The sequence below is a fragment of the Pseudanabaena sp. BC1403 genome (assembly GCF_002914585.1).
Lineage (GTDB): Bacteria > Cyanobacteriota > Cyanobacteriia > Pseudanabaenales > Pseudanabaenaceae > Pseudanabaena.
Genome location: NZ_PDDM01000023.1, coordinates 24,200 through 39,935, shown reverse-complemented (window position 1 = coordinate 39,935; position 15,736 = coordinate 24,200). Strand labels below are relative to the sequence as shown.

Below are 15,736 nucleotides of genomic sequence, written 5' to 3'. Positions count from 1 at the left end.
GTACTAAAAAAGGTGTGTTACATTTCATTAACGCACCCTACAAGATTGTCGATCGCACTTAATAATTATTTGTCTTTGCGATCGCCGACAACTTTTTGGAACTCACCAACGAAGCAAATCATTTTTGAGCGCCTAATTTCGGCTGGAAACAAATAACTTTGTCGGGCTTATTCGGTTTAGCATAACGCCCCCCGTTCACCCGCCGCTAGCAACCTCTCGAACTCAGCGAAAAGACTTGAAACGGGCGGTGTGCAACGGGATTGTTATGGCACGTCTAGGTAGTCTCTTTCAATATTTTGGTATTAAGGTTGAGGCTTTGACTGTGAGGGCTGAGATGAATTCTGTAACGAAACTTTATTAGGCAAAAGCTCTATTATTTGCTTAATCGACAGCCATATTACAGCAACTGGACCCAAAACTAAATTAAAACGATCAAATTCAGAGCCCACAGAATTTAAGCAAGTCTTCAAGTCGGATGAGTTATTTATCGCTCCATTTCCCTGATTCAGAAAAATACTAAAAAACGATATATTACCAAGTTCTGGAATCAACATCAGGTAAAAGAATCTAATATTTTGGATTGCAGCAAGAATGGCTAATGCAACTAAAAGTACAGCCTGCAAAGTTGGGAAACGCTTTGTTTTTCTGTGGAACAAAAAGCTGAAAATAATAGTTAGTACAAATACTAGAATAGTTAGCATGGTTTATTTGCAGGTTGACTGAATAGTTGTTTCTTTTGCATTTCTTATGCTTGAGTAGTATTCATTTAAGGGACTCAACCATAGTTAATAAAGTAAGAAGAACCATTATCAAAGGTATAATACCAACAAGAATTCTCCAAAGAATAGGAAGGATTTGAGCTAAGAAAGGTGCTACATTTGCACCTCCAAAGATCGAAAGTAAGGTTGCAGTTACTGCAAGCCCAAAGGCAAGTAACAGAAGGTACTTCACGAAAACGAATTTGAATTTGCTTTTGATCATTGCTTCACTGGTTGTTTACTGTTAGATACACTTTAGAATATGCGATCTCACTCTATCAACACCACATTCATCAATACCTAACCGAGAACTTATTCTTAATTGGGTATCATCTTCTATATATAAACTTGCACTATACCCCTCCCAAGCACTGAGCGGCATAACTATACATCATCATGTAGATTACAGGATAAATACTTGTATGAAATAAATATCACACAACTAGTCAGATAAAGCAACCAATAAGAGTAAGAACAAACTTTTTGCAGCGGAACATACCTGAATGGAGTTTTATCGATCGCTATGCAGCATAACATTCCTAAACCAGTGCTGAAAAATCATACGCCTATAACAGACTTCAACTAGAAAGCTACGCGATCGCATTTAATTTTATCTCTCCACAACAAAATATAGTCAAGCAATGGCTCAAGAACTTTCTAGAATTCCTAACTCTCAAGATCGGGTTATCGGTAGGTGGTTACTCGCGATCGCTACTATCATATTTGGTGCTTCTAATGCGATCGCTAGCAAATTACACGATCTTGGTGATACGCATTTGATTGATGGTAGAAATCCAATCTCTTTACTTGTCTTGCCAAAGTCGAAGTCCAATATCAGCAGCTACAGTTTACACATCTGACAGCAAACTGGACTAATACATCGAGTAGAACTATTTGGACAAAGTTTACAGCATAACTCGGCGCGGCTTTTCTTTTTGCCGATCAAGCGCAGATAGATTTCTGAGGCGATGATCATTCCTAGGGGAGGCGCAACACAATAAATCCAAAAGCCATGCCATGCTTGGGCGGGTATGGCAGAACCCAAAGATCGCGCAGGATTCATACTCATCCCCGAAATTGGTGCAGCGATCGTAATATAAACCACCAGCAACATGCCACAAAACAAACCCGTCAATTGAGATAGCTTAGGATGATTTGATATCTGTAGTATCAAAGTCATCATTCCTAATGAGAGTAAAAACTCAACTAAAAAAGCTCCCAACTCACCAGCAGAGCTGGGAACTGTAGCAATGTAATTTACCGATGGATCAGCGATCGCCATACCGAGTAAAATGCCAGCAAACCAAATGCCTGAAATTGCGCCCAGAGCCTGTGCCAAGATATAAAAGCAAGCATCTATTGTGCGAATTTTTTTAAGTCGCCAGAAGGTCAAGGTCACAGAGGGATTCAGATGAGCGCCCGATCGCATTCCAAATGGGGAATAAACTATCGACATTGCAGTTAATGCAATTACTACAGCAATAAAAAAACGCCGTAACAGAGGATCTGCGATCGCTTGATGAATAGGAGAGCTAGGAAGCTGAAAAATGGCTGTAACTATGGTTGCTATAACCATAAATGTTCCTAAACAAATAGCCTCGATCGCATATTCGATTATATTCATTATCCAAATTTATAACTATGCTCTAATGGCATAACTAAGTAGTTTATAAAACTAGAGATTGTGTCACCCACTACGCGGGCGACACAATCTCTAGTTTTGGGTTTTAAATATCTAGAACTAACCTTGCAGTTTTAGGCTTAGAGATGCAAATGAGAACTGAATCACCATCAACAGAAGCCGTTGGTGCTTGCGCATACTCAACTTCTCCTTCAGAAATTTTGCACATACAAGTACCACAAACACCAATACGGCAACTATGATCGGGATAGATATCATTTGCTTCCGCAAACTCTAAAATCGTGCCATCGTTAGGACTCCAGCTCAGAGTTTTACCAGACTTCCCGAAAACGATTTCGATAGAATCATGTTCTTGGGATGGATCTTGGGCTGGTTCTGACTTCTTGGGCTTAGCTTTAGCAAAAGATTCAAATAGAACCTTATTGTCAGCTACACCCCATTCCCTCAATCCATCTCGGAGTGAATCCATAAATGATGGAGAGCCACAGAGGAAATATTCTGCATCCGTCGAACCATAAAAGTTCTGCATCTCAGGTGCAACTACATTCTTGATCAAATCAACATCCACATAGCCTTTATGCTGATAATTTCCTTCATCAGTCAAGTTAGGGCGGCTATAGCAATAAACGATATGTAAATTAGGATTACTAACTGCGATCGCATTAACTTCATCACGAAAGGCATGGAGGCTGCCATCTCGCGCACCATGCAAAAACCAAATATGTCGTTGTGGATTAAGCAAGCTAACAGCTTTTGCCATGCTAATCATGGGCGTAATACCAACACCATTACTGATTAAGACAGCAGGTTGCGAACTATTCACATCTAACACGAACTTTCCAGCAGGAGGCTTTACCAAAATAACAGAGCCTTCATGAACATGATCATGCATGAAGTTTGAGGCAATCCCCGCAGGTGCGATCGTGTCTGGAGGCGTAGGTTCGCGTTTAATTGATAGACGATAATAAGTGGATGATCTGCTGTAATCAGAAAGTGAATAGGTGCGAATTACAGGTCTCGACTGCTCAGGAATATCTAACTGAATTGTCAGAAATTGCCCAGGTGTGAAGTTGGGAATCGTCCCGCCATCCAATGGTTTTAGATAAAAAGATGTGATACTGTCGCTCTCTTTAACTTTGCGATCAATCACAAATTTACGCCAGTCTTTCCAATCCATACCACCAGTAGTTTCAACTATTGGTCTTTCTGTTACCTCAGATTTACTTTTCCCAGATGCAAGACCGCCCACTGCACCGACTGTAGCACTAGCTATTGAGGCATAAAAAATGAATTTATAGGCAGATTCATTCTTGAAGTTTACTAAAAAAATTGCAGCAGAAGCAGGTATGGTTACCAAAGAACTGAGAAACAACCCAGAAGTTATTGCCCTAACCAAGGGATTTGAGATTTGTCTAATATCTTCTAACATTGGCGGATTCCGTTATTAGTCTGATTTTACTTTTTTATAATAGTGAAATCGCTCCCACTTTTGAACTAATCTATTTGTTAATTTGTGGACAAGTTTTATTTGTAAAGTCACATTTAGAGATGTAGGAAGCTTGCCAGCTATAGGGAATGGACAACAAATCTCTAGCGCCAGTCATACTTTGCCCTAAAAACAGTATAGTCGCAAAAATATTCAGTAAAATATGCACAGTTCGCCAGCGATTTTTGCGGTCTTGGTAAATATCCTGCACGATCGCCATTGAAAAAATCATCAATAAAGCTGCGGCTATTCCATAGTAGTAGTGAGAGAAAAACCATTCTTTATCGCGACGAAAGACCTCTGGTTGAGCACCTAAGATAATTAATCCCACTCCAGATAGAGTCGCAAAAACACCACGCCATAACTTGCTTGTAGCCCGATAGAGAAATACCATCGAAGCCGTAGAAGCAATAAACAAGATCACCACAAAGGCAACCCGTGATGGCTCTTTGGTTAAAATATCGCGTTCGATCATCTTAGAAAAAATTGGGAAAGCCATGCCCAAAAGTGCTACTCCTACAACCGAGCCGCTTAGCCAATAACCGATCGCTAAATGCTCGGAGCCAACACTTGGAGGAATCTTACTCTTCTCTCCATTTGTGGTTTGCAGACGACGTTGACGAGTTAGCCAAGAACGATTGATGACGATACCAATCAATGGGAATACAAATGCAATTGCGATCGCAGGATGTAGTAAAGCTAGAGTATCTTTTAGATCCATATGATTGGTAGGTGCAAATAATTTTAGTAAAAAATAATCAATTTGCCCCCTCTCAATGTCAGAGCGGGGGCTGAGAGTGAGTGTAAATATTCGCTCTACGAAATATCAATTATTTGACTTCTTTAGCAGGGAATGTAACCACCCGACCTTTTTTCACTGCGACTACTACATCATAGGTAGCACAGTAGGAGAATGTAACATCGTTAGCTTTGTTGTAGAGACTCACCACCATGCCAGCTCCACCTGGTTGCACTCCCAAAGGCATAAGATCGCCAAAGAACCAGCGACGTAACTGATCGCCTCCACCAATCTGTCCCTTGTTTTTAGTAATGATTTCAATATGCTTCTCTGCTTCTGTCTTTTCCGCTTGGGCTGTTTTAGAAGGCATTGACTCAGCGATCGCTACGGATTGAAATTGAGGAGTGAATGAGCGCACTGCTACATCACCAACGCCGATAAAACCTGCTAAAGCGACACTTGTAAGTAGAGGGCTGAGGGACTTGATATTCATCTTAATATGCTCCTAAATTTGCTAGCTCAAACTACGATAACCAGAGATATCTGCTAAATCAGCTAATCTCTACTTCTCAATAATCGCCGAGCGCAATGATACGAAGCTGAAATCAAGTTATGAGTTGTATAAGTTTAAAATTAAAAATAATTAGGTTAAAACTCATCGTTTACTCAGTTAGAGCACAAAGTGCTCAAATCCGAACCAATAAAACTTTTGAGAGGGCTGCTTTGCAGCCCTCTCAAAAGTTTTATTGGTTCGGTTGCTCGAAAATCACTGTAATTACTGATGTTACGTGGAAGTTTCTAAAACCTCACCCCTAGCCCCTCTCCTTGCAAAGGAGAGGGGAACAAGAAAAAGCTCTGGCTCCCCTTCTCCTTGTAAGGAGAAGGGGTTGGGGGATGTGGTGCATTTTTCTTTCCACGTAACATCACTTACTAAGACGCAGAACGTAGCCGATACCGCGAACAGTTTGAATTAGTCGGCAAGTATTATCAATTTCTAACTTTTGCCTGAGAGTACGAACATAAACCTCAATCACATTAGAATCACCGCCAAAATCATAACCCCAAACATTTTCTAAGATCTGATCGCGAGTCATAACCTGCTGGGGATGAATCATGAGATATTCCAACAACTCAAACTCTCGCACCGTCAATTCGATCACTTTTCCAGCACGCAAGATTTCGCGTGTACGGAGATTTAAACTTAGATCTTCAAATTGGAGCGTGTCACTATCTTCTGCTTTAGTGCGACGTAAATTAGAACGGATTCTGGCAAGCATCTCTTCAATACTAAAAGGCTTGATTACATAATCATCAGCCCCAGCATCCAAACCCGCCACGCGATCGCTAATATCATCCTTTGCAGTAACTAAAATGATCGGGACTTTACTACCAGTAGCTCTCAATCTTCGACAAATTTCTACTCCCGATAATCCTGGCATCATCCAATCCAAAACTACTAAATCAGGTTGATCCTGTCTAGCTTGAGTTAGTCCATCTAAGCCATTGTGAGCCATGCTCACCTGATAGCCTTCGCAAGTTAACTCCATTTCAACAAACTGGGCTAGTCTGACATCATCTTCTATTAAAAGGATTTTAGTTGACATAAATTTCTAAGTATATTAAACATAATGAGTAATACCAAAACACAAAATGGCTACGCTATTTTATGTTTTTAAAATCCTTACAGGGTTTGGTTTTTAATCCAAAAAAGTGTGACAAAACTTTTTTGGATTGGTATTCGATGTGAGTGGCTTAGACATCAAGCAATACTCACGAGAGATTTGAGAATAATCTTAAAGATACTACCTTCACCTAGTTGAGAATACACATTGAGAGTTCCTCCCATACCTTCTACCAAAACTTTAGCGATCGCCAAACCCAAGCCTGCTCCGCCCGTGTCACGATTTCGAGAGCGATCAACTCGATAAAAAGGGCTAAAAATATTGAGTTGATCTTGAAAGTCAATACCACAGCCACGATCACAGATACTAATCGCTACACAATCTCCTGACTTTTCTAATTTAATCGTAATTGCAGTATCCGAATACTTCACAGCATTATCAATCAACCTTAATAAAACTTGTTTGAGTCGATCAGCATCAGCTAGCACCAAAATATTTGACTCCTCAGATTCAACGATAATTTCACGCGATTTGACTTGCTGAGAAAAAGCGATCGCTTCGGATATTAGCCCATGCAATGGTACTGGTTCGCGGCGCAAGCAAATAGCGTGACATTCTAACCTCGCTAGATCAAGAGATTCTTGTAATAATTGAATGGTATGCTTCATTTCAAACATGGCGATCTCCAGCGCATTTTTTTGGAGATCGGTAAGGTTTTCATTACGGCGGTATATACTTTGCATATAACCATAAACCAGCGTTAATGGCGTTCGTAACTCATGGGAGAAGTTTCTAATTAGTTGTATTTGCTGAGCTTGCACTTCATCAAGACTGACCATCTGATGGTTTGCAGATGCCTCATGCGCAGAGGTCAAAGTAAAGTCACTCATTTCAAATCACGGTATTACAAAAAAATTAGCGATCGCGATTGCTCGCCATCTCTCCTCAATCATTAATCCCAATTCGCAAAAGTGTCATCACACTTTTGTGAATTAAAGACTAAACCTAGCAAGGGTTTTAGAAGTACAAAATGGCGTGGCTATTTCGTGCTTTGGTATAGGCTGTAGCATATAAAGTATGGAAAGATCTATATCCTGCACATAAAATAGAAATTGCTGATATCAAAAAAATTATATTTATATAAATAATTATTACTCCTCTAAATCGTTTCAATATGATTTACCTTTAAGTAATTAATTAGTTGACGCTGAGTTTTAGCTGAGTATATTTTTATGAAATACCTGAACCGCCTTTACATCTCCATACTGAAGGTCGTTAAAGTATTTCTAAATAGCATTAAACACAATATTTCAGCTTTGATGCCTCAGTATCGAGCTAACATCAAAAGACAACAGCGAACCTTAGAAGTACTATCATCGCTCAGTTATCGTACAGGCGAGTTGAAAGGATATCTCCAACTAGTAGCAAGTAGCGTTAGTGAATTACTTGACTTGGACTGGGCAATTGTCACCTTAAGTCGCGAGGGATTTGGTGGAGTCGCAGCCAGTTCTATTGACTTAGGTGATGCAGCAGAACAGCAATTTGAGCTTCATGGCACGCTCTCAGAAAGTGTTATGAATTCTGGTCGATGCCTCTTTGTAGAAAATACATCTATTTTTAAAGATTTAGGTGAAACACCAGAAGGATATTTAGCTTATTTAGGTGCACCATTGAGACTACCCAATGGAGAAATTATTGGTACAGTCTGTTCGTTTAACCGACGACCACGCAAATTCACGCGCGAAGAGATGAGCTTGGTGGAGATTTTTGCTGAACGCGCTGCGACAGCTATTGACAACTATAATCTCTACCAAAAGCAACAAGAAATTAATCTAGCGTTACAATCTGAGATCAATGACCGACAAGAAGCAGAACAAGCATTAAGGAAAAGTGAAGAGCAATTACGCTTGATTGCCGAAAATTTGGAGCCGCTAGTATGGCTGTATTCCCATGATGGCAAGCCAATTTACATGAGTCCCATGTTTGAGAAAGTATGGGGAATTCCTGTCGAACAATGGTATGAGGATGGCTCAGTTTGCTTAAATGCAGTTATTCCTGAAGATCGAGAGATGGTATCAATAGCATTCAAGAACTTGTTTTTAGATGGTAGTAGTTACGATCTTGAATATCGGATTATTCGACCAGATGGAGGTGTCAGGATTATTCGAGATCAGGCCTTTCCGATTATTGATAAAAATGGGCAAATCTATCGAGTCGCGGGAATCGCTGAAGACATTACCCATCGACAACAAGAGCAACAGCGCACAATTAAAGCGATGGAAAGACTCTCCGAGATTGGCGAACTAGCAACCACAATCATCCATGAAGTCCGTAATCCCTTAACCACAGTGCTAATGGGGCTAAACTACTTTTATCGAATGGAATTGCCTGAAAGCGCGAGGAAGAGATTGACGCTAGCCTTAGATGAAGCAGAACGTCTTAAGCGACTTTTAAATGAGATTCTGCTCTATGCAAAACATGAGGTTATTCAGCCCGTTCCAGTTGATATAAACAAACTAGCTATGGAGTATATAGAAAATATTTCTAGTACGCCAGTTGCCATTGGCAAGCAAATAGTTTTTGAGCCAATGCCTGAATCCCTGATAGTCTTCGGAGATAAAGATAAATTAACTCAGGTCTTGATCAATCTATTGCAAAATGCCTGTGAAGCAGTACCAGAAGGAGAAAAAATTTCTGTAAGTTTTTCCTCTTTGACCAGTTCTCGCCAAATTTGTTTACAAGTACAGAATAGAGGCACACCTATTCCATCTGACATTTTACCCAATTTAACCAAACCTTTTATGACGACTAAACCCGATGGCAACGGATTAGGTTTAGCGATCGTCAAAAAAATTGTAGAAGCTCATGGCGGCAAATTAGAAATTGAATCTTCAGCGATCGCAGGCACGATCGTTAGTGTTTTATTGCCGATAGCCACATGAGAGACTTATCCGTAGGGTGGGCCTCTTACAATTTTCTATATAAATTCATCCAATAGAGATCGCTCTCCGTACTACTTATAACAATGCATAAAGTTAAAGTTCCAATAGTTTAGATAGTTTCACGGAAAGTCTATGAATATGTTTCAGCGAAGTTTATATGTTTGTGGCGGCATTATTGGCAGTCTTGCGATCGCATCTTTATTTTTGAGTTCGCTTGTTTCGGTAAAGGCGATTAATACTGAGCCTCGTAACTCTGGGGCTAGAGCAACTCAAACTTCTACTGCTAGCCCTATTATCAATCAGAAAGGAATAAAGACAGCCGTATTCGCAGGAGGATGCTTTTGGGGAACAGAGGCAGTATTTGAGCATCTAAAAGGAGTTTCCAATGTTGTTTCTGGTTATTCTGGCGGAAGTGCTGCAACTGCTAATTATGAAGCTGTCGGTTCTGGACAAACTGGACATGCTGAATCCATCATAATTACCTACGATCCTTCCCAAATATCCTATGAGAAGCTTCTTGAAGTCTACTTTTATGTAGCGCATGACCCAACCCAACTAAATCGGCAAGGGCCTGATCGCGGTACTCAATATCGTTCGGCTATATTTTTCACAAATAGTGAGCAGCAGCAGATTGCAGCAGCCTATATAGAACGTCTCAACCAGACCAAAAGTTTTTCTAAACCTGTTGTAACTCAGTTAGCTCCTTTAGAGAGTTTTTATGCAGCAGAGGATTACCATCAAGATTTTATTGTTCACAACCCCGACTATCCTTATGTAGTCGCTCATGATCTTCCGAAACTTGCCCAGTTAAGAAAGCAGTTTCCTGAAATATATAAAGAGTAAAGTTTAACCTGTTAATAAAGAGCCAATTTTTGGTGGCGTGGCGAAGCCACGCCACCAAAAATTGGCTCTTTGTTTTACCGTTAGTCCATATAGCAATGTGAGATAGCTAGGATAAATCGAAACCCAAATTAATAAAGGCGGAGCAAAGCTCCGCCTTTATTAATTTGGGTTTTATGTCCTGAGCAAGGCATACATTGCTATAGGTTACAACGATGACAATTAATTACTAGACTGTAGGGTAGAAATCAAAGGTCACCTTCCAGCACTTTGCTCTGACAAAAAACTCACATTCTGAATTTTAGCCAAATCCATGCCCACCCTGCTAGTCAAAAATATCCATACCTTAGTCACCATGAATCGCGATCGCAGCGAGATCCGTAATGCAGCTATATTTGTCAGAGATAATGCGATTGAGCAGGTGGGACTCACCACCGAATTACCCCAAACTGCCGATGAGGTGCTGGACTTACAGGGGAAACATATTGTGCTGCCAGGGCTAGTTAATACTCATCACCATTTTTATCAAGTTCTCACCAAGGTTATCCCCGCCGCCCAAGATTGCACTTTGTTTAATTGGTTGCAGGCTCTTTATCCCATTTGGGGAAGGCTCACGTCTGAGAGTATTTATATCAGCGCTCAGATGGCAGCAGCCGAACTAATTCTCTCTGGTTGTACAACAGCAAGTGATCATCTTTATATCTATCCCAATGATTGCAAACTGGATGATGAGATTGCAGCAATCCAAGAGATTGGAATGCGATTTCATGCTAGTCGCGGTAGTATGAGCGTCGGTGAAAGCCAAGGTGGACTTCCCCCTGATGCTTTAGTTGAGAAGGAAGTTGATATTCTCAAAGACTCGCAAAGACTGATTGAGGAATATCATGATCCTTCACGCTTTGCGATGTTACGGATGACTTTAGCGCCCTGTTCCCCATTCTCTGTCTCCCCAGACTTGATGATCGAGTCAGCAAAAATGGCGCGATCGTATACCAGTGTGAGATTGCATACACATCTAGCCGAAAACAAATCGGATGTAGACTATAGCCTCGCCAAATTCGGCAAAATACCTGGAGACTATGCTGAGTCTGTTGGCTGGCTAGGTGATGATGTCTGGCACGCCCATTGTGTAAAGCTGAGTGATGACTCGATCGCACAATTTGCCCGCACGGGGACAGGTGTAGCACATTGTCCTTGTAGTAATACTCGTCTTGGTAGTGGCATTGCTCCAATCAGGAAAATGCTGAATCATGGTGTGCCAGTGGGCTTGGGTGTAGATGGCTCTGCTTCAAACGATACTGGCAATCTTTTACAAGAAGCTCGTACAGCTTTTTTATTAGCACGGGTGAAGGATTGTGATACCACATCCATGAGTGCTAGGGAGATTTTGGAGGTTGCCACTCTTGGTGGTGCTAGGGTTTTGGGTCGTGATGACATTGGTGCGATCGCACCAAATATGGCGGCGGATTTTATAGCGATCGATATTGAGCGATCGCAATTTGCAGGAGCACATCACGATCTGGTTGCAGCTTTAATATTTTGCCCAGTCCCGTCAGTGGACTACAGCTTTATCAATGGTCGTAAGGTCATTGATCGCGGTCAGTTAACCACGCTTGATTTACCAACGCTGATCGAACGTACAAATAAGATTGCGCGTAAGCTAGTTGAGTAGACGAAAAGGTGGGGCGCAATGCGCCCCACCTTTTCGTCTGCGAGATATTTTTAGCGCCGTAGGTGCTAAAAATATCAAAATTAGTTGTGGCGAAATAGTTGACTAAATGCGATCGTTATCTGCTATATTAATTGAGGTCAAAAAAACAGACTAAAAAAAGGGCGCTTAGCTCAGTTGGTAGAGCGTCTCGTTTACACCGAGAATGTCGGGGGTTCGAGTCCCTCAGCGCCCATAGATAAAAAAGAACTCAGCTAAGAGAGCTGAGTTCTTTTTTTTGGATTTTTAAGCATTATTTTAGATGTATTTCTGAAGGGATTTAGACAACTTCAAGTCAGATATAGCAATGTAAGCTTTGCTTAGGACATAAAACCCAAATTAATAAAGGCGGATCTTTGCTCCACCTTTATTAATTTGGGTTTTGATTTGTCCTAGCTATCTCTTACATTGTTATACCTTCAAAAAGAAGAATATTGAAAGATATCCTGTTTTTAGGGTTGAAGTCTTTTCAGGTAGGGGATTTGAGTAATTTAAAAAATATAATCATAAACTTAATACTCCCTTCCCACCAAAAGAATAGGTGGCATAAAGTGAAAAATTAGAGAGGGTATGGCGAAGCCGCACTCTCTCTAATTTTTCACTGTGGAGGGAGTATGTAAGTTTGTTAACGTCTTAATTAACGTCAAACAAAAACTTTTAAACAAAAAAAGTTATCAAAAAGTTATATAAAGTCATCTTTTTCGCGTTGATCAGGTAAAATCTGATATGTAGCTAAAGAGCCAGAATTTATATGTTGCTAAAGTCATACAAAAATATTCTGCCAGCTTCGGTTGCCTTCATCGGGGGGATGATTTTTGCAGTCGGTCAACCAGAACTAGCTTTGGCAAATAATCAAGCGGGATTTACCCCAACTGATCGTCCAAAACCACAACGTACTCAAGGTGGAGGCTCTCGCTTACACTTTAAAGTTATGTTTTCTAAATATCAATCATTGCCTTTACAAAATCCTATTTTGTAAAATTTTGTTTTCTATCTAGTGCCATCAGGTCTTTAAGATCAGGCAAAAATAGCTATAGCGTCATTTCAAGACTCAGTTAATAATACAAATTGAATTGTATCTTTAACATGGTTTATAGGTTAGTTCATCTATAAGATATAAAGAAACCGCCATAATGCTTAATTTCAAAAAAAAGAAGGACATGCTCAGCATGTCCTTCTTTTTTGATTTTGCTCATATTTAGCCTACGACAAAGGGCTTGCATACATCAAAGTATTAATTTGGTAGGATTAAGGCGATTTGATATCAGTATTAAAACTTAGCGACCCTTACCTTAGCTTTTAGCCGATTAAGGAATTATGGCTATAAGTTAGGCTGAACGAAGCAAGTTCAACTAAACTTCTTTAAATGATCGCTATTAAAACTTTAAAGTCAAGTTGGGAAAAATTACCACTTAGATTCCAGCAGTGGGGAGGTTTTTTCCTGTCTAGTGGCAGCATATATTTGTTAATATTCGGGCTGCGCTGGCTAGGGTGGTTGCAGCCTAGTGAATGGGCTGCCTTTGATCTATTTATCCAACTTCGACCTGCGGAGCCAGTGGATGAAAGAATTATTATTGTCGGGGTGCAAGAGTCTGATATTCGTTATTTGGGCAACTGGCCTGCGTCTGATCATGTACTTGCCAAAATTTTGCGCAAAATCCGCGATCAAAAACCCAAAGTTATTGGCTTAGATCTTTATCGAGATATTCCTGTAGGTGATGGCTACGCAGAATTAGAGCAGGTATTCAAAACCACTCCCAACTTGATTGGCATCGAAAAAAGTATTGGCGATCGCTTTAGCCCTGTCATTAATCCACCACCCGCTTTAAAAGCATTAGGTCAAGTGTCGGCAAATGACATAATTATCGATCCTGACGGAAGATTGCGCCGTGCTTTACTGTATCCAGTGCCTGAAGGGAATGAAGGATTGCCAAGTCTAGGTTTAGCGATCGCGCTTAGATATTTAAAAGATCAAGGGATAGAACCACCACCGTCAGAATCCAGATATTTACAACTTGGCAAAACGATTTTTAGACCTTTAGAAAGCACTGATGGTGGATATATTCATGTTGATGCTGGTGGATATCAAGTTCTGATGAACTACCATGGCTCCTATCAAAAATTTCGCCATATTTCCCTTGAAGATATTTTAGAAAATCGCATTGATCCGCAACTAATGCGCGATCGCATTGTTCTGATAGGCCCTCAAGCATCTAGTCTCAATGATGTTTTTTATACTCCCTACAGCAGCAATTTTATAACCTCACCCGCTCAAATTTCGGGAGTAGAATTTCAAGCAAATATTGTCAAATTGGTTTTGGGCGCAGTACTTGATAATCGCCCTCTATTTAGAGTCTGGTCAGATATTTGGGAAGAGCTATGGATTGCAGCTTGGGCAATTGCTGGGGCAGCAATTATTTGGATATTCTCGACTAGACGTTTGATTTTTCTCACTGGTGTTGTGATCTCCTGTACAGGTTTTCTAATTGGTGGGAGCTATTTACTATTTCTATCAGGTTGGTGGATACCAGTAGCACCTGCTTTGTTTACTTATATCGGCTCCATGCTTGTGATGCAGAGCTATATGTATATTTCACGACTGCGGGAGCTGAATTCTGCTCTTTCTGATTCAATCGAACTACTTGCTCATGATGCTTCCCATGATGCCTTAACAGGTTTACCAAATCGCAATCTATTTATGGATCGTGTAGAACATGCGATCAAATATAGTAAACGCCATTCTAATTATCTGTTTGCAATCTTTTTTATTGACTTAGATCGATTCAAAATGATTAACGATAGTCTTGGTCATAGTGTCGGTGACCTGTTTTTACAGGCGATCGCTGAACTTTTGCAAAGTTGCTTACGCTCAATCGATACAGTTGCTAGGCTTGGCGGTGATGAATTTACGATTCTCGTTGATGACATTCAAGATGTGGGAGAAGCATTAGTAGTAGCCGATCGCATTCTCAATAAGTTTCTATCTCCCGTAATCATCAAAGGTGAGGCGATTTTTCCCAGTGCAAGTATTGGTATTGTGATTAGCACGCCCGATTATGATAATTGTGCTGATTTGCTGAGGGATGCTGATATTGCCATGTACCGTGCTAAATCTCTGGGCAAAGGACGTTATACTCTTTTTGATCAGGAGATGTATGAACAGACTCTTAGATTAACTCAGTTAGAGAGTGAACTGCATTACGCTCTCGAGCATCAAGAGTTTGAGCTTTACTATCAGCCAATAGTTTCTCTAATCACTGACGAATTATCAGGATTTGAAGCGCTCATCCGCTGGAAGAACCCTAAACGTGGTTTCATTTCTCCCATAGAGTTTATTCCCCTTGCTGAAGATACAGGATTAATTATTGCAGTTGGTGATTGGGTTTTAAAAGAAGCCTGTCAACAACTAAAAGCTTGGCTACATCAATTTCCTGAAGCAGCAAATTTGAAGATGAGCATTAATTTAGCTAGCCATCAAATTCGCGAACCTGATTTGTTAGATAAGCTCGATGTTATTCTTGCAGAAACTGGTGTTGATGGCGGTTCTATCCGTTTAGAAATTACGGAAAGTACGTTGATGGATCAAGGTGAGCAGACGATCAATAAACTGGCTCAATTGAGGGCGCGAAACATTCAACTTAGTATTGACGATTTTGGACAGGGCTATTCTTCCCTGAGCTATTTACATCGGTTTCCAATTAATATTCTCAAAATTGATCGTGCTTTTGTAAATCAAATGACTGACGGCGGTGAGAACATCGAAATTGTCCGCACAATTACGATGTTGGCACATACTTTAAATATGAGTGTTGTTGCTGAAGGTGTAGAGACAGAGCAGCAGGTGGAAATTTTAAAAAAATTGGGCTGTGAGTTTGGTCAAGGATATTTATTCTCGCGACCTCTACCTGCATCTGCCGCCGAGCAGGTGATTGCTAATAGCTCTAAATTGATCGCGCTTTCTCAAACAGACTAAGATCTTCTTTTGTTGAGGTGCGGCTC

The 15,736-nt window shown here is 40.5% G+C and carries 13 protein-coding genes and 1 tRNA gene; 7 read left to right on the top strand and 7 right to left on the bottom strand.

Features of this window, described 5'->3' with window-relative positions; all coding sequences use genetic code 11:
* Positions 1-302: 302 nt before the first annotated feature.
* The gene (locus tag CQ839_RS18535; protein WP_103669784.1) at positions 303-701 is read right to left on the bottom strand and encodes a hypothetical protein; all 399 of its coding nucleotides are present in this window, start codon (positions 699-701) and stop codon (positions 303-305) included.
* Positions 702-1,399: 698 nt separating this feature from the next.
* Between CQ839_RS18535 and CQ839_RS18525 the strand changes: the two genes are divergently transcribed.
* The gene (locus CQ839_RS18525; protein ID WP_103669782.1) at positions 1,400-1,618 is read left to right on the top strand and encodes a hypothetical protein; all 219 of its coding nucleotides are present in this window, start codon (positions 1,400-1,402) and stop codon (positions 1,616-1,618) included.
* Here CQ839_RS18525 and CQ839_RS18520 read toward each other — a convergent pair.
* The 6 genes from CQ839_RS18520 to CQ839_RS18495 all read right to left on the bottom strand — a co-directional run bounded on the left by CQ839_RS18520 (position 1,600) and on the right by CQ839_RS18495 (position 7,137).
* Complete coding sequence (locus tag CQ839_RS18520; RefSeq protein ID WP_103669781.1) at positions 1,600-2,382, bottom strand: MIP/aquaporin family protein; 783 nt, start codon at positions 2,380-2,382, stop codon at positions 1,600-1,602. The two genes, CQ839_RS18525 and CQ839_RS18520, sit on opposite strands and share 19 nt — an antisense overlap.
* Positions 2,383-2,485: 103 nt before the next feature.
* On the bottom strand, positions 2,486-3,829 hold the full coding sequence (locus CQ839_RS18515; RefSeq protein ID WP_103669780.1) for a 2Fe-2S iron-sulfur cluster-binding protein: 1,344 nt from the start codon (positions 3,827-3,829) through the stop codon (positions 2,486-2,488).
* Positions 3,830-3,899: 70 nt separating this feature from the next.
* Positions 3,900-4,607 carry a DUF4079 domain-containing protein gene (locus tag CQ839_RS18510; protein ID WP_103669779.1) on the bottom strand — a complete coding sequence of 236 codons (708 nt, stop codon included), beginning with the start codon at positions 4,605-4,607 and terminating at the stop codon, positions 3,900-3,902.
* A gap of 109 nt (positions 4,608-4,716) precedes the next feature.
* Entirely contained in the window at positions 4,717-5,118 is a 402-nt protein-coding gene (locus CQ839_RS18505) for a hypothetical protein (protein ID WP_103669778.1), read from the bottom strand.
* A 430-nt stretch (positions 5,119-5,548) separates the two neighbouring features.
* A complete protein-coding gene (locus CQ839_RS18500; protein ID WP_103669777.1) occupies positions 5,549-6,229 on the bottom strand; it encodes a response regulator transcription factor in 681 nt (226 codons plus the stop codon).
* 155 nt (positions 6,230-6,384) lie between these two features.
* Positions 6,385-7,137, bottom strand: coding sequence for a cell wall metabolism sensor histidine kinase WalK (locus tag CQ839_RS18495; RefSeq protein WP_103669776.1), 753 nt, complete (start codon positions 7,135-7,137; stop codon positions 6,385-6,387).
* A gap of 342 nt (positions 7,138-7,479) precedes the next feature.
* On the opposite strand from CQ839_RS18495, the gene CQ839_RS18490 reads away from it, so the two are divergent.
* From CQ839_RS18490 to CQ839_RS18465, 6 genes are all read left to right on the top strand, one after another.
* Positions 7,480-9,189, top strand: a complete 1,710-nt coding sequence (locus CQ839_RS18490; RefSeq protein ID WP_103669775.1) for an ATP-binding protein — start codon at positions 7,480-7,482, stop codon at positions 9,187-9,189.
* A 138-nt stretch (positions 9,190-9,327) separates the two neighbouring features.
* Positions 9,328-10,032 carry a peptide-methionine (S)-S-oxide reductase MsrA gene (gene msrA, locus CQ839_RS18485; protein ID WP_103669774.1) on the top strand — a complete coding sequence of 235 codons (705 nt, stop codon included), beginning with the start codon at positions 9,328-9,330 and terminating at the stop codon, positions 10,030-10,032.
* Positions 10,033-10,342: 310 nt separating this feature from the next.
* Positions 10,343-11,701 carry an 8-oxoguanine deaminase gene (locus tag CQ839_RS18480; RefSeq protein ID WP_103669773.1) on the top strand — a complete coding sequence of 453 codons (1,359 nt, stop codon included), beginning with the start codon at positions 10,343-10,345 and terminating at the stop codon, positions 11,699-11,701.
* A 159-nt stretch (positions 11,702-11,860) separates the two neighbouring features.
* Positions 11,861-11,933 (top strand) — tRNA-Val (locus CQ839_RS18475).
* A gap of 555 nt (positions 11,934-12,488) precedes the next feature.
* A complete protein-coding gene (locus CQ839_RS18470; protein ID WP_103669772.1) occupies positions 12,489-12,716 on the top strand; it encodes a hypothetical protein in 228 nt (75 codons plus the stop codon).
* Between the two features lie 387 nt (positions 12,717-13,103).
* Entirely contained in the window at positions 13,104-15,710 is a 2,607-nt protein-coding gene (locus CQ839_RS18465; protein WP_103669771.1) for an EAL domain-containing protein, read from the top strand.
* Positions 15,711-15,736 lie beyond the last annotated feature (26 nt).